Here is a 19,504-nt window from a genome sequence, read left to right on the forward strand (position 1 = left end):
TATGGTGCCACACGGCGCCGGGGACCAGACGACGACAAACGGGGAGGCACCGGCGTTTCCTTCCCTGGATGGGGATCTACATGAGCTACCCCAGAGTCCGGCTCCGTGCGCACCTGCTGTTCCGTGGCCTGGTCGCGGCCGTCTGCGCCGTCCTGTTGTCCGCGGGCGCCGTGCCCGTCGCCGCGGCGGCGGCGCCGCTCACGCTTACCGGCAAGCGCTGCGACGTGAAGTTCAAGCTGACCGGAAACCCGTCGAAACCGGGGACGCTGCCGGTCGGTGACGCCAGCCGGATCAAGTCGGCGTGGGACACGTACGACTACGTGAACCAGCGGCAGTCGATGGACGGGCTGGTGGCGCCCACGGCCAAGGACCTCGCGGATGCCGGCACCGACTCGACGAAGTGGCAAGAGGGCGACCCGCGCAAGGTCTACGCCAGCTACAACAACCGGCAGAGCGGCTCGAACCCCTACAAGGGCACGTTCCAGGACTGGCTCAACGACGCGTACATCGACAACGCCGCCCGCCGCACGCGCGGCGAGGCCTTTCACAAGAAGGTCGTCCAAGACCTGAACCTGATCGGCCCGGACTGGCTCTGCGAGGTCGAGGTCAAGGACGCGAACGGCAAGGTCATCCGCCGGTACGACGCGGTCAACCAGAGGACCAAGGAGTTCGTCGAGATCAAGTCGGGTGGCGGGATCGTCGACAAGCAGCTGCCCAACGACCGCCAGGTGCTCAAGGACCCGCGGTTCAAGGACTATTCGCTGCGCTACGTCTACGGCCAGGAGCCGGAGGGCCGCACCACCACCAAGCTGCGTGAGCTCGGCGCCGCCGCCGGACAGCACCCGGACGGCAAGTCCCGGGTCACCGTCTACCAGCACCGCTCCACCCCGGTCGTGCGGTTCACCCCCGGCCCGCACACCAAGTTCGACCCGACGCTGAACCCGAACCCGCAGGCGAACTCCGGCTCGCGCGGCGGCCTCAACGACATGCTCAACCAGTCGAAGCCGACCCCGGAGACGATGCGCCAGCAGATCGAGCGCATCCGGCAGGGCGACGCCACCGGCCAGCGCCTGCGCGGCCCCGGCGGCGTCGACTTCTCCACCCTCGAGCTGCGGTTCGTCGGCGCCCCGGTCAAGGGCGAGGGCCTGGACTACTCGTTCACCGCCGAGAAGATGCCCGACCCGGACACCAACCCCGGCTTCGGCGGCCAGGAGAAGGCCCAGCTGATCTCCGACTCGTTCTTCACCTGGCTGGCGCTGACGCCGGAGAAATTCTGGGTGAACCTCAACCCGGACGAGCCGCAGCGGGTGATGGACGCCGAGTTCGGCAAGACCGACGCCGGGCGCGTGCTGCTCGAGGCCGACCTGGCGATGAAGCACGACTTCGCCGCGGCCATGAACCCGAAGACCGAACTGGGCAGGAAGTTCTGGGACGAGAACCAGTTGACCGACGGGCTGCCCTGCCTGCACGGCATCCGCAACTGGATCGAGCCGGAGCCCGCGCAGGTGCGTGAGCAGGACGGCGGCGTCTACATTCTGGACGCCCCGCTCAAGGTCAACTCGGTGCCGCAGGAGTTCGACCTCGACCTGCCCGGCGACCCGTGCGAGCCCACCAAGGCGCAGATCGAGCACAACCAGAAGGTCGTCGAAGAGCTGATCGTTCCGGCGGTCGAGAAGAAGATCAATCAAGATCCCGCGTACGCCGACCTGCGCCGTGTCTACACGTCCCGGGTAGCGGCGGAATGGATCCGGCTGCAGGACGCGAACAAGGCCACCGACTATCACAAGATCATCAACAGCGGCGACGCGTCGAAGTGGCCGATCCGCGGCGAGAAGTGGGACTTCAACGAGACCTGGCAGCGATACCTCAAGTCGTTCCGCGACGGCGACTACGAATTCGAGTGGGAGGCCGGCGGGCGGGTCTACATCTACACGATGGGCGGCGTCGACTTCTCCAAGTCGCCCAAGAAGAACGTGTCGAAGCAGCAGTTCACGGCGAAGCACCAGTACCTGCCGCGGAGCACGAGGACGTCGGTGCGGACCATGACCGACGACGCCGAGCGCGACGACCTGCTGCTGCTCGGCGGCAACACCAGGGCCAAGCCGACGGCCGGCGACTCCGGCGACCCGCCGACCGGCGGTGGGGGTGGCGGCGACGACGACGGCGGCCTGCCGATCACCGGCGACAGCGTTCCGGTGCCCGTGCTGGTCTCCGTCGCGCTCGCCCTGATCATCGCGGGCGCGGCCCTGACCTGGCGGGCCCGCCGCCGGCGGCGTACCTTCGTCAGCTAGAGATCGCGTTTCGCACAGCGGCGGCATCGTTCCCGATGCCGCCGCTGTGCCGTGCCCGGTGGCTGTCCCGCCGGCCGGGTGCCCAGTCGTTTTTGGAGGCTCTTGGACGATCGGCGCAGGCGCGTGAGAGGGCTGCTGGTCGCCGGAGTCCCGTTATCTTGAAGTCGGAAGCCGATCACATTCGGGAGGTGCGTATGACTGTCGAGATGGTCGTGCCGGCCTGGATGCATGAGCAGGTCACGGCCGAGCGGTACGCGGCGTGGACCGAAGAGCAGTGTGCGGGCATCGAGATCGTGGATGGGATGGTCCTGGCGAGTCCGAGCGCGTCCAAGCGGCACAACCGCCTGGCCCGGCTGCTGGCGAACGCCTTGGATGCTGCCGCGGGCCCGGAGTGGAACGCTGACATCGACTTCGATGTCCGGCTCCAGGACGTGCCGCTGAACAACCGCCGTCCTGACGTGACGGTGTACCGGGCGGAGACCATCGACGTCACTCCGACCCGACCCGAGCATGTTCTCCTTGTGGTCGAGGTGGTCTCACCCGGGTCGGAGACGACCGACCGGATCGTCAAGGCCGATCAGTACGCGAGGGCTGGCATTCAGTTCTATTGGCGTGTTGAGCAGGCCGCCACTGGTGCGCCTATCGTCTACACGCACGTTCTTGACCCGGCGACTGGCCGCTACCGCGATGGCGAAATCTTCACCGGCGTCGTGAAGCTGACCGCGCCCTTCCTCGTCGAGGTCGATCTGGGCCGGATCTGATTTCCTTCGAGACCGCTCCCGTATCGGTCGGTTGACGTTATATCTCGTCGGCCGTACTGTCTGGGCCGTGCAAGAACCCACCTTTCTCATCCTGGCCGCGCTCGCGGCCCGCCCGCTGCACGGGTACGGGATCGTCCAGTCCGTCGTCGATCTCTCCGACGGGGAGGTCAAGTTGCGCCCCGGCACGCTCTACGGCGCGCTCGACCGGCTCGACCAGCAGGGCCTGATCGTCGTCGACCGCGAAGAGGCCGTCGACGGCCGGCTGCGCCGTTACTACCGGCTCAGCGACAGCGGCGCCGCCGCCCTCACCGAGCAGGCCGAGCGCCTACGCCGCCGCGCCACCGCCGCTCACACGCAACTCGGCCTGCGCCCCGGCGTCGCCGGAGGTGCCGCATGAGCAGGGCGCTGCTGGCGGCGTATCCGGCCCGACTGCGCCGCAAGCATGGTGCCGAGTTGATCGAGACCTTGATCGAGATGGCCGGTCCCGGCCGCCCGACCCGCACTGAGAAGGGATGGCTCGTGTTCGACGGCCTTCGCGAACGGTTCCGCCCACCGACCCGCCGCCCGCTCGCCCTGATCGCGGCGGTTCTGGCCCTGCTCATCGGCGGCGCTCTCGGCGCGGCCGCCGGCTCCTGGCTGGGCACCTTCGGCTACGCCGTCCTTCCCGACGCCGGGGCGCTCGGCCAGCGGGTCCTGCCGCAGACCGGTGACGATCCCGTCTGGGGCAACTCGGACAACTACTTCTCCGTGTCCGGGGCGCTCCCCAGCGGGGCGAACGCCTACCAGGTCGCCGAACAGACCCGCCAGAAGCTGGCCGCCGAGGGCTGGCAGACCGGTCCACTCCTGTCCGGCGACGGCTCGGACGGCATCCTGGCCAACGTGCACTTCACCGCACAGACCGGCGAGGTTCAGCTGGACGTCTACGCCTACCCGGATGCCAACGGCGCGCAGGTCATCTCCATCTCCGGCTGGCCGCAGCGTCCCGCCGCGTACGTGCCGCTGACCGTCGCCGGAGCCCTGCTGGGCCTGGCCGCCGGCTGGCTGATCGGCGTGGCCCTGGCCCACCGCATCCAGGCGGCGCGCCGCCCCCGCCGGAGCGCGATCCTCACCACGACCGGGCTGGCGCTGGCGATCCCCTCGGCCGCCGGCTTCATCATCTCGCTGCTGCGCTACCTGACCGCGGCTGATCCGCTGCGCATGAGCGAGCTGGTGCACGCCCACGGCTTCGCCTTCGGCCCCACGATCGAGGTGATGCGCGCGCTGGACATGGCGGAGGGATCGTTGCTCACCCCCGGCGACCTCGGGAACCTGTGGATCTGGGGGTTCGCGCTGATCGCCGTGGCCGCGATCCTCGCCCGACCGGGCAACGACCCGGCCACCGCGCTGGCCGGCGAACGCGTCGACGCCGGCGAAGCCGGCTGACAACCCTCGTGACTGGGCGCTGCCGGGAAGTCGCCGCACCGCGCCCTGCCGCCCGGAAGCAGGTCGGCAGAGAGCGCGGCGCGGCGACGGCCGTGCCTACGGGGCGGCGACCTTGGCCAGCTCGGTGATGGCGACGGCCGCGCGGACGAACGTGTTGGCGGCGAGGTCGCCGATGGTCCTGATGCCGAACGCCTGCTCCAGCCCGGCGGCCTCCTCCTCGGAGACGCCGGACAGCGCATGGACCGGCGCGTCGACGAGGTCGGTCAGCGAGCTCGATTGGTAGGGCGGGTCGAGGACGGCGTTGAGGTTCACGGTGACTGCCATGACGGTGTTCCTCCTCGTTGGCCGGGATCCGGCCGGACGCGGCCGGGCAGCATATCGATGCTGCCACACAAGGCGCGCCCGTTCCCCGGTTGCTACGGGGTGCCGGGGTAGGCGAACGGGATGCCGTCGTTGGCGCTGAACGACTCCCGCAGCAGGTTGCCGGGCCGGTAGGGGACGTATGCGGCGCCGCCGAGGTTCAGTCGCAGGGCGGCGCGTTGCAACGCGCCGGCAGAGGTCTTCGCGTCCCAGCGGCCGGTCTTGACCCGGTGTTCGAGGGCGTACAGCGCGGCCAGGAGCTCGGCCGGGGTGAAGGAGCAGTGGCCCTGCCGGGCGACGTAGGCCTGCCGCAGCAGCCCGGACCTGCCGCTGCGGCTGACGGCGTTGCGGTATGCGTCCTCCTGCTGCACGGGCACCAACTGGTCGGTTGTGGTGTGGACGGTGAGTACGGGCATCTGGAGCCGGCCGAGGGGCACGGACGTGGCGAACAGGCGCCTCACCGCGACCGGGTCGGCGGTCAGGGACGCATCGCGGGTCAGATGGTCCAGCTCCGCGCGCAGGTCGAGGCCGGCCTTGCGGTACATCGCGCGGACGGTCTCCCGGTCGGCGGACTTCTCCAGGAGCCGCCGGTAGTCGACGCCCTTGTTCCAGGCCGGTTGCCCGCCCACCGAGGTCTCGATGTCGAACCGCGCCGGAGTCGTGAACTGCAGGCTCTGCCGCAGCCACTCGTACTGGCCGAGCTGGATGGCGTCGTGGTCGCCGGGCGCGGGAGCGGGCCGATCCGCCGGCCACGACGGAGCGTGATACAGCGCGGATGCCAGGGCGACCCGGGCCCGTCCGGCCGCTGTGGTCTGTCCCTGCGTGACGGCGGCGACCAGGGCGGACGTGGTGGCGAACGCTTCGTTGACGGTCGCGTACCCGGCCAGCTTGATGTGCTGCCGCGGGGCGAGCAACCGCGAGATCGAGAATTCGGCGTCGAGCTGGTAGTTGCCCAGCGCCGCTCCGCCGGCCACGATGCCGCATGTCGACAGTGCACCGTGGATCTTGCCCCGGCCGATCTCGGCCAGCTTCGCCGTGACCAGGCCGCCCATGGACGTGCCGACGGCCAGGACTCGGTGCGGCCGGCGGCCGATGGCGGTGACCGTCGCCGCCAGCGTGTCCAGTTGGTCGCGTGGCGCCGTGTTCAGGGCCCATCCGGCCGCCGCGTACGAGGATCCGGTCAGGCCGTAGCCCGCCGCGAGCAGTGCGGCACCGGTCCGGGGATCCGGCGCGTTCGCCGGCAGATTCGGTACGCCGGCGAAGGTGGGCAGGTAGCCGTGGCTGTACAACAGCAGGGTGCCGTTCCAGGCGGCCGGGATCTCGGCCTTCCACGTGGTGCCGTTCGGGAGCGAGCCGGAGTAGGCGGTCACCGCGGCCGATGCCGCGGTGCGCACGGCGGCGGCCGAGGCCATCGGCGACACACCGAAGGCGGCCATCGCCACGGCGGAGATCAATAGTGCCGACCGGAGTCGGATTCCTGGCACGTGTCGCATCAGCCCTCCCGAGGTCGTCCTCGCGGGCGGTGCCGGTGTCGCGTCCATCGCGCCGGCGGATCCGCCCATGCGGCTACGAGGTGACGTTAGGCGAAATGCTGACGCCAATCAATATCTTGCCGAACGACACGTGGTCTGGCCGGTGGCTCATTCAGCGGGTGTTCAGCCGTCAGCCGGGGTTCAGGGGCGCCGCTTATCCTTCGGCGCCCGCATCCAGGGACCTGGTGTTGCCCCATCCCATCCCATCCCCACCCCCACTCCGAGGCTTCCATGCGAAGAATCCTTGCCGGCGTCCTGACCGCCGCCGCCCTCACTCTGACCGCCGTCGTCCTTCCCCAATCGGCCGCGCTGGCCGTGGACTCCGGCACGCTCGACGTCCTGACCTACAACATCGCGGGGCTGCCGGAGATCCTGTCCAGCGCCGCCACCGACCGCGAGTCGTCCACCACCGCGATCGGTCAGCGGCTCGGCCCTTACGACATCGTCAACGTGCAGGAGGACTTCAACTACCACGCCCTCCTCTACGCCGCCGACAGCCATCCCTACCGCACCCCCACCAGCGGCGGCGTGCCCTTCGGCAGCGGCCTGAACACCCTGTCCAGCCACTACTACGACGGGGACGACTTCGAACGCGTCACCTGGGATTCCTGTGACTCGGGCAGCGGCGACTGCCTGACCCCCAAGGGTTTCACCTTCATGCGGGTCCGGCTGGCCGAAGGCGTCTGGGTCGATGTCTACAACGTGCACACCGACGCCGGGAGCGAGCCGGGCGATCTGGCCGCCCGGGCCGCCAACCTCAGCCAGCTCACCGCCTTCATCCAGACCCGCTCGGCCGGCAACGCCGTGGTGGTCATGGGCGACACCAACACCCGCTATACCCGGACCGGCGACACGATCGCCGAGTTCGCTGCCACCAACGGCCTCACCGATGCCTGGGTCCAGCTCGTCCGCGGCGGCAGCGCCCCGGCCAAGGGCAGCGACGCGCTCGTCTGTGACAGCGCCGCGGTCACCAACGACTGCGAGGTGGTGGACAAGATCCTCTACCGCGGTAGCCGGTTCGTGAACCTCGACGCCACCTCCTACAACAACGAACACGCCAAGTTTCTCGAGGACGGCACCGGCTTGATGCTGTCCGACCACTACCCCCTCACCGCCAAGCTCTCCTGGTCCACCAACCCGGCCTACCGGTTCAGCGACCAGTTCGGCGGCCCGCACGGCGACTACTTCAACGACGTGGCGAGCGTGCCGTGGGGCGCTCAGACCACCTCGATCTCGCTGCGCTCCGGCGAACGCGTCGATCAGGTCGGGGTGACTTTGAGCAACGGCACGGCGCTCACCCACGGTGGGACCGGCGGCTCGGCGCAGTCGCTTACGCTGGGCCGCACCGAGTACGTGACGCAGGCGTACCTGTGCCGGGCGAAGCACAACGACCACACCCGGATCTTCTCCGCGAGGTTCACCACGAGCCTGGGCCGGAGCCTGTCCGGGGGCTCCACCACGTCGGACTGCACGACGATCACCGCGCCGGCCGGCTGGCAGATCGCCGGCTTCCACGGCCGGTCCGGCGACGACGTCGACAAGCTCGGCTTCATCTTCACGCCGAACGACTTCGAACTGGTCAACCGGGCCACCGGCAAGTGCCTCGACGTCATCAACTGGTCGACCGCGGACGGCGCCGACGTCCGGCTGTGGACCTGCACGGGCGGCAACAACCAGCGTTGGCGGATCGAGCCGCTCGCCGACGGCACCAGCCGCATCGTCAACACCCACAGCGACAAGACGCTCGACGTTCTCGAGTGCGGCACCGCCGACGGCGCGAGCATCCAGCAGTACACCTGGTGGAACAACGCCTGCGAGCGTTGGCAGGCGGTCGACACCGACAGCGGCTGGTTCCGGCTGGTCAATCCGAACAGCGGCAAGGTCGCCGACGTCGCGGACTGCGACAGCGCCGACGGCACCGACGTCCGGCTCTGGACCTGGCTGAACAACTATTGCCAGCAGTGGTCCTTGCGGCCGTGATCAGTCGGTGGCAGGGTACCGGCACCGCTCTCATGTTAACGCTAACAATCCTTTGAGTAAGGACACTCTCGTGAACCTTGTCCCCGGTTCACCTCGACCGTCGCGACGCCGCACCGGCGTCCTCCCTCGACGGGCGGCCGCGATCCTTTCGATCGCGGTTGTCACCGTGGTGATCGCCGTTCTTCCCCTTACCGGTACGGCCGCCGCGTCGGCACCGCGTGCGTCGGCGGAGCCGGCCACTCCCATCAACCTGGCGCTGACCCCTCCGATGGGATGGAACAGCTGGAACCAGTTCAACTGCACCATCAGCGAGGACCTGATCAAGCAGACCGCGGACGCGATCGCCGCGCGCGGGCTCAAGGACGCCGGGTACGAGTACGTCAACATCGACGACTGCTGGCAGGCGTCCACCCGCGACGCCGACGGACGGCTGCAGGCCAACCCCGAGCGCTTCCCCGCCGGGATCAAGGCGCTTGCTGGGTACGTACACGAAAAGGGTCTCAAGCTTGGTATCTACGCCAATCCGGGTGCCCGGAGTTGCGCCCAGATCTACGGCGGCTACCCCGGTTCGACGGGCAGCCTCGGCCACGAGCGCACCGACGCCGAAACCTTCGCGTCCTGGGACGTCGACTACCTCAAGTACGACTGGTGCCTCGCCCACAACCAGGGCCTGGAGCGCGAACCGGCCCTGAACCTGATGCGTGACGAGTTGATCCGGGCGACGGCCGGAACGAACCGCAAGATCGTGTACAGCACGAACCCGGACGACCAGGTCCAGAAGGACTGGGGCGCCACCTCCAACCTGTGGCGCACCACGCTGGACATCGAGAACGTCTGGGACAAGACCAACCTGGGTGTGATCAACAAGGTCGACAAGCAGGCCGGCTATTACGCGTACGCCCGGCCGGGTCACTGGAACGACCCGGACATGCTGGAGGTCGGCGTGACCCCGGGGCATTTCGGCCCCGGGTTGTCGGACGACGAGGCGAGGTCGCACCTCGCCTTGTGGGCGATGCTGGCGGCCCCGCTGATCATGGGTGCGGACGTGCGCAACGTCGACCAGAAGTACATCGACATCCTCGGTAACCCGGACATCGTCGCCGTCGACCAGGACGCGCTGGGCAAGCAAGGCGTGAAGGTCCGCGACGACGGCAACTACGAGGTCTTCGCCAAGCCGCTGGCGAACGGCGACGTCGCGGTCGCGCTGCTCAACCGCTCCGACACGGCGGCGCGGATCGCCACGACCGCCGCCGAGGCGGGGCTGCCGGCGGCCGCGCCCGGCTACCTGATCAAGGATCTGTGGACCAAGCAGCTGAGCCAGTCCGCCGCCACCGTCTCGGCGAGCGTGCCGGCCCACGGCACGGCCATGCTGCGGGTCGCCGCGGCGCCGGCGACCGGTGCCGCCCCACCCGCGCTGGCGTTCGGGCTGTCGACCACGAGCACGTTCCTCGTCGGCGGGCAGAGCACCACGGTGACCGCGACGGTCACCAACTACGGCAGCGAGGCGGTGAACGATCCCGCGATCGCCTTCACCCTCCCGGCCGGCTGGACGGCGACCCAGACCTCCGGGACGACCGGGAGCACGCTGGCGGCCGGCGCCACCGCCACGACGGGGTGGACCATTCAGTCCAACCAGTCCGAACCCACGGGCACGGTCGTGCTCCGCGGCGTGGTCACCGGCACGCACCCCGCCGGGGCGCCGCGGGCGGAGGCCGCGCTGGCCCTGCCCATCCGCACCGCCATCACCGCGAACACCAAGCTGGGCAACATCAACTGGCTCGCCGCGAGCAACGGGTGGGGACCGGTCGAACGCAACCAGAGCAACAGCGAGGAAGCCGAGGGCGACGGCCGCCCGATCACGCTCAAGGGGACGGTCTACCCGACCGGGATCGGCACCCATGCCGCCGCGTCGGTCGGGTACTTCCTGGGCGGCACCTGCTCCCGCTTCAGTTCGGTCATCGGCATCGACGACGAGATCAACGGCAACACCACGGCGAGCGTCGTGTTCCAGGTCTTCAACACCGACACCAACACCAAGATCTATGACAGCGGCGTCGTCGCCGCCGACAGCCCGACCCGGTTCGTCGACGTCGCGGTGACCGGGATCCAGCAGCTCGAGCTGCGGGTCACCGACGCGGGCAACGGCAACGCGTATGACCACGCAGACTGGGCCGGCGCCCGGGTGGCCTGTTCCGCCACCGGTGTCGAGGACATCCAGTCGACCACCACGCTGGCGGCCTCGAGCGACCGGCAGACCTACCGCACCTCGTCGCCGGTCACGCTGACCGCGAAGGTGGCGCTGTCCACCGATGATCCGGCCGCCGGCCAGGTGGAGTTCCTCGAGGGCGACCGGGTGCTGACCACGCAGCCGGTCAAGGACGGCGCCGCCGGCTATACGTTGCCCTCCACAGTGGCCGTGGGCAGCCACGACTATTCCGCCCGCTTCGTGCCGAGTAAGACAACGGTGACGGGCTCGACGACCCCGGCACCGGTCCGGGTGGAAATAGTGGCGATCGGGTCCAGCACGACCCTGGCCGCCTCGCGCACCAGCCAGATCTTCGGATCGCCGCAGCCGCTCGCCCTGACCGCCAAGATCACACTCGCGGACCACTCCACGGCCGAAGGGACCGTGGTCTTCACCATCGACGGCACCGTGCGTGCCCGGGCGACGGTCGGCGACGACCTGGCCTCGTACACACTTCCGTCCAGCGAGCCGAGCGGCGTCAAGCAGGTAGCCGCGCACTTCATTCCCGCCGACGGCACCACCGTCTCGGGCTCGAGCGCTCCCGGCCGAAGCGTCGAGGTGACGCCCGCCGGCTCAAGCACCCGGCTCACGGTGTCGGCACCCAGCCAGATCTACGGCACTGCGCGGCCCGTCACCGCGACGGCAACCGTCGCACTCGGCTCCGGCGGGACGCCGCAAGGCTCGGTGCGCTTCCGCATCGGGACGAAACTCGTGGCCACGGTCAAGGTCGACGCCGACGGCGAGGCGCGATACCCGCTCAGCCGTACGGAACCGGTCGGTCGCAAGGTCGTCACCGCGACCTTCGTACCGCGATCGGCGACCGACGTGCGAGGTTCGGCTTCCCCGACGGTCAGCGTGACCGTCAAGCGGGCGATATCCACGACGACGCTCACCGCGTCCAAGAAGTCGCAGGTGATCGGCGCCGCCCGTGCGGTGAAGCTGACCGCGACCGTCAAGCTCGACGCGGGTACGCCGCGGGGGCGGGTGATCTTCCGGGTGGACGGCAAGATCGTCAGGACCGTGACCGTCACGGCGGGCAAGGCCGAGTACCAGCTGTCCAAGCGGCTGCGCGTCGGCCGGCACAAGGTCACCGCCGAGTTCGTCCCCACCGATCCCGCGGGTGTGCGGAACTCCGCCAGCCGCCCGATCACCATCACGGTCCGCGGCAGCTGACCATCCGCGCGTGGACACGCGAGTCCGTACGGTGGGCTCGCGTGTCCACAGCCGGTTGAGCGCAGTGCGGAGCAGGCAGCTGGTGTTCCGTGATGCTGGTTGCGTTATGTGACTGGTTCGTTGATCCTGGTGTGACGCTGACCGAGGAGCAGACCGCGGCCGCCACCCGGCTGCTGGCCGCCGACACAGGCCGAGCGGCACCTGCGATGGTGGCACGCCTACGTCGACGACGTGGTGCAGGAGACGCTCATCCGGATCGTCCGCGACCTGCCCGCGCTGCGCGACCCGGACCGGTTCCGTGGCTGGGTCGTCGCCATCGCCAACCGGCAGCTCCAGCTCTACCTATGGACGCGGCGCAAGACCTCGCAACACCAGCAGGAACTTGCCGCCGACGTGCCGGACCCGGGGAGCGACTTCGCCGCCGGGCCGTTACCGAGCTGCTGTTCGACGGCCAGCGCCGGGAGGTGGTCGAGGCCGCCCGCTGGCTGGCCGACGACGATCGCCTCCTGCTGTCCCTGTGGTGGCAGGAGGCGTCCGGCGAGATCACCCGCGCGGACCTGGCCCAGGCCCTCGACATCACGCCTGGGCACGCGGCCGTCCGGGTGAAACGAATGAAGGATCAACTCGACGCACACCGAGCCGATCGCCCCGGACCGACCGCCCGCGGCTTCGACAACGGCGACAACAGGGTCGACCTGCGCGATTTCGCCAGCCCGGTGACCGTCGAATTCAACTGGTCCTGGGGCGACGGCCGCGACCACTGGAACATTCCAGGCTGGAACAGCGCCGCGAGCGGCTTCACCCTCGGCGGCGTCGACGCACCCACGGCCACACACATCGTGCGCCAGAACGCGGCCTGGGACAACGCCGGGCACGGGTTCTCCGACGACCAGAACCCGGCCGCCGTCGTTATCTCGCGCAACACCGCGTGGCGCAACGGCGACGCGGGCTTCGACCTGCGCTCCGCAGCGGCACAGCTGACCGGCGACCTCGCGGTCGGCAACCCGACGCCGGCCTACCTCACCTCTGCGGTCCGGGGGCGGCCCACCACCATCGCCGACTTCCGCTCGGTCGACCCGGCCACGGCCCGCGGCGCCCGCCGCCCGGACGGCCGGCTGCCGGCGACCACCTTCCGCACCGGCCCCGACGGCGTCGGCGCCAACGTGCGGGCACCAGCATCCCGTTGATCAGCAGCGCCTCCGACAGCTGCGCGACTATGCCGGACGGCCCCGGATCGAAGTGGATGGGCCGCCGCGATGCGTCGCGTCGCGGACTGGTGACCGATGCGCAACCGCCCGAGAAACATGGCGCCCGGTGCTCCATGGAGTCATATTCTGCGACCCAGGTTTCCCCGGTGTGGAGCCAGATCGGCATAGGGTAGCTCCATGGAGAGTGGAGCAGTAGGGGCCCGGCGGGCCCGCGGTGAGATCGAGAGGCTGCCGAGCGGGTCGCTACGCGTGCGGGTATATGAGGGTATTGATCCGGTGACGCGGAAGCGGCGTTATCTGGTCGAGACGGTTGCCGCCGGCCCGGAGGCGGACGAGCAGGCCGAGGTGGTCCGTGCTCGCCTGCTCAGGGAGGTGGGCGAGCGCCGTGAGCTCGGCTTTGGTGACGGAGCCGGCTCTGCTGTCGCGGCCGGCCGCCAGGCCGGCGGAGCGGTCGCCGCACACGCTCCGGAGCGGTCGGGCGGTGCCGGTCCGCCGGCTGCTCGGCGGGCCGGCGGGCTGACGATCGCCACGATCGCCCGGCTGGCGGGCGTGTCCGCCCCGACGGTGTCGAAGGTGCTCAATGGGCGGTCGGGGGTGGCGTCGGAGACCCGGCGCAGGGTGGAAGGGCTGCTTCGGGAACAGGGTTACCGCCGCCCGGAGAAGGTCACCCGGGCGGCGCTTCTTGAGGTCGCGTTCTACGGGTTGCTCGCGCCCGCGGCGGTGGAAGTGATGCGGGGCGTGAAGCGGGTAGCGGTCGAACAGGGTCTTGCGGTGGGGTTCACCGACGTGCAGCAGGAGTCGTCGACCGGCCGGGACTGGGCTCAGGATCTGCTCGCCCGGCGCCCCACCGGGGTGGTCGCGGTGCACATGGGCGCCATGCCGGAGCAGCACGGGCTGCTGAATGCCAGCGGCATTCCGATCGTGGTGGTGGACCCGACGAGCGAACCGCTGGAGTGGGTCCCGTCGGTGAGTGCGGCCAACCGTAGGGGCGGAATTGTCGCGGCGCGGCACCTGCTCGATCTCGGTCACCGCCGGATCGCAGTGATCAGCGGGCCGCCTCACCAGTTGTGCGCGAGGGCACGGCTCGACGGCGTACGCTCGGCGCTCGAGGCGGCCCAGGCGCCGTTGGACGAGAGTCTGGTGCGGCCGGGGATGTGGTTCTCCTTCGAGGACGGCTTCAGCCACGGCCGGGAGCTGTTGCGGCTGCCCGAACCGCCGACGGCCGTGCTCTGCGGCAACGACCTGCAAGCCTTCGGCGTTTTCGAGGCCGCCCGACAGTCCGGTCTGCGAATCCCGCAGGACCTCAGCGTGGTGGGCTTCGACGACATCTCGTACGCGCGCTGGTCCGGGCCGCAGTTGACCACCGTGCACCAGCCGTTCGGCGAGATGGGCGCCACCGCGGCCGAGCTCGTCCTGGCCCTGGCCGCCGGCGAGACCGTCCGGCAGTCCCACGTGGAACTGGCGGTTCAGTTGGTCATCCGGGACAGCACCGCTGCTCCATCCCGGTAATGCCCGGGCAGGGCCGGCGAAAGAAACAATCCTTGTGTTTCACGATTGTTTCTGCGATCGTTCAACGTCAATGGGAGCGCTCCCAGACCCCGTCGCCTAGGAGGCGTCTCATGGGCTCCACCCGAAGGATCCTTGCCGCCGTCACGGTGGTCGCTGTCGGCACCCTCGCCGGTGTGGTCGCGACCGATGCCGGCGCCGCGGCCGCCGCCACCACCACGGCGTGGCGGAACGGCTCATTCACCGTGGATACCGCGGGCGTCGCCCGCCGGTCGAACATCGTGCTGAAGCGCGCCAACACCAGCGCGAGTGAGTTCGTCCCGCTCGGCAACGGCACGCTCGGCGCTGCCGCGTGGGCCGCGAACGGATTCACCGCGCAGCTCAACCGCACCGACACCTTCCCCAACCGCTGGTCACCGGGATGGGTGGTCATCCCCGGGCTCAGCAAACTGACGAGCGCGGCCGACTTCTCCGGCTACTTCGACGTGTACGACGGGACGCTGCACCAGTCCGGCGGCGGCATGACGCTGACCGCGTACATCCGCGCCGAAACCGCACAGCTGGTGGTCGATGTGACCGGCGCGGACCCGGCCAGCACCCAGACGGCGCGGGTGCAGCTGTGGAGCAGCCGGACCCCGGCCGCGACCGCGTCCGGTTCGGTGGCGACGCTGTCGCAGACCTGGACCGACAACGCAGCGAACGGCGGATCCGGGAAGACGTTCGGCGCGATGGCGGGCATCAGTGCGGGCGGCCGGAACGTGACGGCCTCGACCCCGGACTCACGGACCGCCCAGGTGAGTTTCCAGCCCAACAGCAACGGCTCGTACCGGGTCGTCACGGTCGCACCGACCTGGACCGGCGGCGACCCGATCGCCACCACCAGAACGCTGCTCGGCACCGACCTGACCCGTGGCACCGCCGACCTGGCGGCCGGCCACCTGACCTGGTGGCACAACTACTGGAACTCGGTCGGCCTGATCAAGATCTCGTCCGCGGACGGGTCGGGCGAGTACTTCGAGAACATGCGGACGCTGTATCTGTACAACATCGCCGCGACGAACCGCGGCGCCCTGCCCGGCACGCAGGCCGGGGTGGCCGACCTGTTCAGCTTCAACCAGGATTCCCAGCCGTGGTTCCCGGCCGGCTACTGGTTCTGGAACATCCGAATGATGGTCCAGGCCAACCTGTCCGCCGGTGCCTTCGCGCTCAACACTCCGGTGTTCAACCTGTACCGCACGAACGTGTCCAACATCGCCGCGTGGACCAGCGCCCACTTCGCCGGCCGTGAGGGCCTGTGCGTCCCGGAGATCATCCGGTTCAACGGCAACGGCTTCTACGGGGGGAGCGCCGCGCTCACCAGTGCCTCGTGTGAGTCGACGATCGCGCCGAACTACACCGCCCGGACCGTGACCACGGGAGCCGAGGTCGGCCTGTGGATCTGGCAGACCTACCTCACGACCGACGATCGGTCGTTCCTGTCCGCGAACTATCCGGTCATGAGCGGTGCCGCGAAGTTTCTGCTCTCGCATGCCACGACGGGATCGGACGGCCTGCTGCACACCTTCTCCAACGCCCACGAGCAGCAATGGGACGTCACCGACCCGATCAACGACGTCGCGGCCATGCAGGCCCTGTTCCCGATCGTGATCTCCGCCGCGCAGACCCTGGGCGTCGACGCCGACCTCGTCACCCGGCTCAAGGCGGCCATTCCGAAGATCCGCCCGTTGCCGCGCACCGACATGGCCACCAAGTCCCAGGTGCTCACCCCGTCGTCGGACGCGGCCGGCAACAACATGCTGGCCATCTCCACCCAACCGACTGCTGCCAAGCACAACCAGGAGAACGACGAACTCGAGCCGGTGTGGCCCTACAACCTGATCGGTGACAGCGGCGCCCAGTCCGACCTGGCCAAGCGCACCTTCACCCGCCGCGGCAACGTCAACGGCAGCACGTGGAGCTACGACTCGCTGCACGCCGCCCGCCTCGGCCGCGGCGACGACATGAGAACCGCGATGATCGCCCAGATCGGCAAATACCAGATCTACCCCAGTGGCCTGGCCAGCTGGAACACCCAGCCGACAGCGCCGTACCTGGAAGAACAGGGCGTGATCGCCGCAGCGCTCAGCGAAGGCCTTGTGCAGAACTACGACGGCACGCTGCGCATCGCGCCCGGCTGGCCGCAGGGCTGGGACGCCGACGGCACCGTTTACATCCAGCACAAAGGCAAGACCCACGTGCAGATCCGCAGCGGCGATCTGATCACGGTGGCTGTCAACGCGGGAGCGACGGGCAACCTGACCGTTCGTAACCCGTGGCCCGGCCAGAGCGTCACCGTCGTCAACGCCACGGGCGCCACCGTGACCACGACCGCGACGACCGGGACCTTCAGTATCGCCGTCCAAGCGGGCGGGTCGTACCTCATCCAGCGCACCTCCGCACCCACCACGGCCTTGCCATATGCCGCGGTCAGTGGCACCGCAGCCACCACACCGAAGGCCCTCAACGGTCGATCCATCGGCCTGACCAAATGAGATAGCCACGAGGAGAAGCCGGACCGCTCCCTCCACCGAGAGTATCGACGGTGTTCGCCGCAATCCTGCGAGCACTCGCACCATCCCCTCACCCTCGGTTGGCTGCTGGGGCCACCATCGAGTGATGTGCCGGCATCCGGCGGCGGCATAGGGTGGGACCGATGGTGACGAGGTCACACCGGGGAAACCTGCCTGCGGAGCTGAGTGGCTTTGTAGGGCGGCGCCGCGAGATATCCGAGATCAGACGGCTGATGGGCAAAGGCCGCCTGGTGACGCTGACCGGCCCGGGCGGAGTCGGCAAGACCCGGTTGGCGCTGCGGGTGGCGCGGCAGCTGCGGGCTTTTCCGGACGGAACATGGCTGGTGGAGCTCGCCGCAGTGACCGAACCGGAGCTGGTCGCGTCCGCTGTCGCCGCCGTACTCGCGGTGGCGGACCAATCCATGCCGTCGCTGGCGGCGCTGGCCCACCTTCTGCGGGACAAGCAGACACTTCTGGTGCTCGACAACTGTGAGCACCTCCTGGACGCGTGCGCGGTGTTGATCAGCAAGCTGCTCGCGGACGCGCCAGGACTGCGGGTACTGGTCACCAGCCGGCAGACGTTGCGAGTGGAAGGCGAGTGGGTGCTGAGCCTGTCCCCGCTGTCGATGCCTGACCCCGAGTCGCTGCCGAAGGGCGACCTTTCCGAGTTCGAGGCTGTACAGCTGCTCGTCCAGCGGGCGCAGGCAGTGCTGCCGACGTTCGACGTGACCGCGGCCAATCGTACTGCCGTCGCCTCGATCTGCTGGCTCCTGGATGGGCTTCCGTTGGCCATCGAGCTGGCCGCGGCGCGCCTGCGGGTCTTGTCCGTGGATCAGCTCCTGTCCCGCATCGAGGACCAACCGGACCTGCTGCAGACCGGCTCTCGCACTGCGGTGCGGCAGCAGCGCACCATCGCGGCGGCCCTGGATTGGAGCTATCGCCTGTGCTCGCCGGAGGAGCAGGTGATGTGGGCGAGGATGTCGGTGTTCGCGGGTGGATTCGATCTCGCGGCTGCTGAGCGGGTGTGGTGGAGACGGCATCGATCCGACAGCGGTGTTCGACGTTGTCGCTGGGCTGGTGGACAAGTCGCTCCTGGCCTGTGAGATCGGGTCCAGCGCGGCAGCCAGGTACGGGCTGTTGGAGACGGTGCGGCAGTACGGGCGTCGGCGGCTGGCCGATTCGGGACAGCAGGCCACGCTGATGCGCCGGCACCGCGAGTACTACCGCGATCTGGCACAGCAGGCCGACGCCGAGTATTTCTCCGCGCAGCAGGTGCACTGGCTGTTGCGGTTGCGGCGGGAGCATCCCAACGTGCGGGCGGCCATCCAATCAGCGCTAGCCGATCCCGCCGCCGGTGGTGTGGCACTGGAGATCGCCGTAGCCGCCCACGACTTGTGGCACGGCACCGGACGCTACCGGGAAGGGCTGCACTGGATGACTCAAGCCCTCGCGGGTGCTCCGAACCCCACGGCGCTGCGAGGCATTGCATTGGCCGAAGCAGGCTATGTGTTGCTGCGGTTGGGCGACCTGGCAGGCGAACGGATGCTGGCCGAGGCGCGGCTGCTGGATGCGCGTCTCCAGGACCCGGCATTGCACTCCTGCGTCGCGCACTTCGCCGGGGCGGCCGCGCTGACCGGCCGGCCGCCGGACCTGGCCCGCGCGCTCGACCTCGTCGAACAAGGGCTGACGGCTGCGCAGTCCTGCGGTGACCTGCGGCGGGTCGCCAACTCCCTGCTGTTGCTGGCGACCGTAGGCACCTTCACGCGAGATCCGCGCGCGTCGCAGTACGCGGAGCAGTGCCGGGTGCTGTGCGAGAGTCACGGTGCGGACTGGACGCGTTCCTGGGCGACGGCTGTTCTGGCGCTGGTGTCCTGGGGCGCCGGCGACCGAGACCGGGCGGACGCCCTCGCGCGCGAGGCGCTGACCGTGATCCGACGACTCCGTGATTCCTGGGGCGCAGGGATCTGCCTCGCCATCCTCGCCTGGACGTCCTCGGCCGGCGCACGTCACGAACGTGCGGCGCGCCTGCTCGGGGCCTGCCAGGCGATCCAACGTCGCGACGGCGCTGCGCTGGCCGAGCAGGGGCCGTTCGCGGAGCATCAGAGCCGCTGCATTCGCGACGTGCGGGAGGCGCTGGGCGATGCCGGATACGCAGCGAAATTCGGCGAGGGATCACGCTACACCCTCGACGAGGCCGCCGAATTCGCGCTGGGTGTCACCCACCACGCCGGCGCGTCACCGGCACACCCTTACTCGCCGGCGGACCCGTTGACCCGGCGAGAACGACAAGTCGCCGAGTTGGTAGCCGAAGGAATGACGAACAAGGACATCGCGGCCCGCCTGGTCATCTCCAAGCGGACGGCCGAGTCCCACGTCGAGCACATCCTGGCGAAGCTGGGATTCACCACACGCGTACAGATCGCCCGGTGGAGCAGCGAACGCAGCCGATCAATGGACAATTCGCCCTGACCGGTCGG

The 19,504-nt window shown here is 69.4% G+C and carries 13 protein-coding genes and 1 pseudogene; 12 read left to right on the forward strand and 2 right to left on the reverse strand.

Annotated elements, in window-relative coordinates:
- Nucleotides 1-80 precede the first annotated feature (80 nt).
- From DMB66_RS19010 to DMB66_RS19025, 4 genes are all read left to right on the forward strand, one after another.
- Nucleotides 81-2,291: a hypothetical protein gene (locus tag DMB66_RS19010; RefSeq protein ID WP_125805434.1), complete on the forward strand. Its 2,211-nt coding sequence runs from the start codon at nt 81-83 to the stop codon at nt 2,289-2,291.
- Between the two features lie 194 nt (nt 2,292-2,485).
- Complete coding sequence (locus DMB66_RS19015) at nt 2,486-3,052, forward strand: Uma2 family endonuclease (RefSeq protein ID WP_125805435.1); 567 nt, start codon at nt 2,486-2,488, stop codon at nt 3,050-3,052.
- A gap of 67 nt (nt 3,053-3,119) precedes the next feature.
- Complete coding sequence (locus DMB66_RS19020; RefSeq protein ID WP_125805436.1) at nt 3,120-3,449, forward strand: PadR family transcriptional regulator; 330 nt, start codon at nt 3,120-3,122, stop codon at nt 3,447-3,449.
- On the forward strand, nt 3,446-4,474 hold the full coding sequence (locus tag DMB66_RS19025; RefSeq protein WP_125805437.1) for a hypothetical protein: 1,029 nt from the start codon (nt 3,446-3,448) through the stop codon (nt 4,472-4,474). Before DMB66_RS19020 ends, DMB66_RS19025 begins: the two co-directional genes overlap by 4 nt.
- A gap of 96 nt (nt 4,475-4,570) precedes the next feature.
- Here the strand turns inward: DMB66_RS19025 and DMB66_RS19030 are convergent, their stop codons facing one another.
- Both DMB66_RS19030 and DMB66_RS19035 read right to left on the reverse strand, forming a co-directional pair.
- On the reverse strand, nt 4,571-4,798 hold the full coding sequence (locus DMB66_RS19030; RefSeq protein WP_125805438.1) for a hypothetical protein: 228 nt from the start codon (nt 4,796-4,798) through the stop codon (nt 4,571-4,573).
- 92 nt (nt 4,799-4,890) lie between these two features.
- Entirely contained in the window at nt 4,891-6,327 is a 1,437-nt protein-coding gene (locus DMB66_RS19035) for an alpha/beta hydrolase (protein ID WP_125805439.1), read from the reverse strand.
- A gap of 270 nt (nt 6,328-6,597) precedes the next feature.
- Between DMB66_RS19035 and DMB66_RS19040 the strand changes: the two genes are divergently transcribed.
- The 8 genes and pseudogenes from DMB66_RS19040 (at nt 6,598) to DMB66_RS63825 (ending at nt 19,496) form a co-directional block, all read left to right on the forward strand.
- The gene (locus DMB66_RS19040) at nt 6,598-8,346 is read left to right on the forward strand and encodes an RICIN domain-containing protein (RefSeq protein ID WP_158647278.1); all 1,749 of its coding nucleotides are present in this window, start codon (nt 6,598-6,600) and stop codon (nt 8,344-8,346) included.
- 70 nt (nt 8,347-8,416) lie between these two features.
- Complete coding sequence (locus tag DMB66_RS19045) at nt 8,417-11,764, forward strand: NPCBM/NEW2 domain-containing protein (protein ID WP_125805440.1); 3,348 nt, start codon at nt 8,417-8,419, stop codon at nt 11,762-11,764.
- 231 nt (nt 11,765-11,995) lie between these two features.
- Nucleotides 11,996-12,097, forward strand: a pseudogene (locus DMB66_RS65915) (hypothetical protein); the annotation flags it as partial.
- A gap of 131 nt (nt 12,098-12,228) precedes the next feature.
- Nucleotides 12,229-12,951 carry a hypothetical protein gene (locus DMB66_RS61240; protein WP_233624683.1) on the forward strand — a complete coding sequence of 241 codons (723 nt, stop codon included), beginning with the start codon at nt 12,229-12,231 and terminating at the stop codon, nt 12,949-12,951.
- Between the two features lie 297 nt (nt 12,952-13,248).
- The gene (locus tag DMB66_RS19055) at nt 13,249-14,481 is read left to right on the forward strand and encodes a LacI family DNA-binding transcriptional regulator (protein WP_233624689.1); all 1,233 of its coding nucleotides are present in this window, start codon (nt 13,249-13,251) and stop codon (nt 14,479-14,481) included.
- A 110-nt stretch (nt 14,482-14,591) separates the two neighbouring features.
- On the forward strand, nt 14,592-17,009 hold the full coding sequence (locus DMB66_RS19060; protein ID WP_125805441.1) for a glycoside hydrolase: 2,418 nt from the start codon (nt 14,592-14,594) through the stop codon (nt 17,007-17,009).
- Nucleotides 17,010-17,170: 161 nt separating this feature from the next.
- Complete coding sequence (locus DMB66_RS19065; protein WP_125805442.1) at nt 17,171-18,130, forward strand: AAA family ATPase; 960 nt, start codon at nt 17,171-17,173, stop codon at nt 18,128-18,130.
- Nucleotides 18,021-19,496, forward strand: a complete 1,476-nt coding sequence (locus DMB66_RS63825; protein ID WP_125805443.1) for a LuxR C-terminal-related transcriptional regulator — start codon at nt 18,021-18,023, stop codon at nt 19,494-19,496. Before DMB66_RS19065 ends, DMB66_RS63825 begins: the two co-directional genes overlap by 110 nt.
- The last annotated feature ends 8 nt before the right edge of the window (nt 19,497-19,504 follow it).

It is taken from the genome of Actinoplanes sp. ATCC 53533 (assembly GCF_003947245.1).

What these genes read in the sequence shown, in the direction of transcription:
- DMB66_RS19060 (WP_125805441.1), top strand. Translation starts at nt 14,592, where the DNA reads ATGGGCTCCACCCGAAGGATCCTTGCCGCCGTCACGGTGGTCGCTGTC.
- DMB66_RS19015 (WP_125805435.1), top strand. Translation starts at nt 2,486, where the DNA reads ATGACTGTCGAGATGGTCGTGCCGGCCTGGATGCATGAGCAGGTCACG.
- DMB66_RS19025 (WP_125805437.1), top strand. Translation starts at nt 3,446, where the DNA reads ATGAGCAGGGCGCTGCTGGCGGCGTATCCGGCCCGACTGCGCCGCAAG.
- DMB66_RS19035 (WP_125805439.1), bottom strand. Translation starts at nt 6,327, where the DNA reads ATGCGACACGTGCCAGGAATCCGACTCCGGTCGGCACTATTGATCTCC.
- DMB66_RS19010 (WP_125805434.1), top strand. Translation starts at nt 81, where the DNA reads ATGAGCTACCCCAGAGTCCGGCTCCGTGCGCACCTGCTGTTCCGTGGC.
- DMB66_RS19040 (WP_158647278.1), top strand. Translation starts at nt 6,598, where the DNA reads ATGCGAAGAATCCTTGCCGGCGTCCTGACCGCCGCCGCCCTCACTCTG.
- DMB66_RS19065 (WP_125805442.1), top strand. Translation starts at nt 17,171, where the DNA reads ATGGTGACGAGGTCACACCGGGGAAACCTGCCTGCGGAGCTGAGTGGC.
- DMB66_RS19030 (WP_125805438.1), bottom strand. Translation starts at nt 4,798, where the DNA reads ATGGCAGTCACCGTGAACCTCAACGCCGTCCTCGACCCGCCCTACCAA.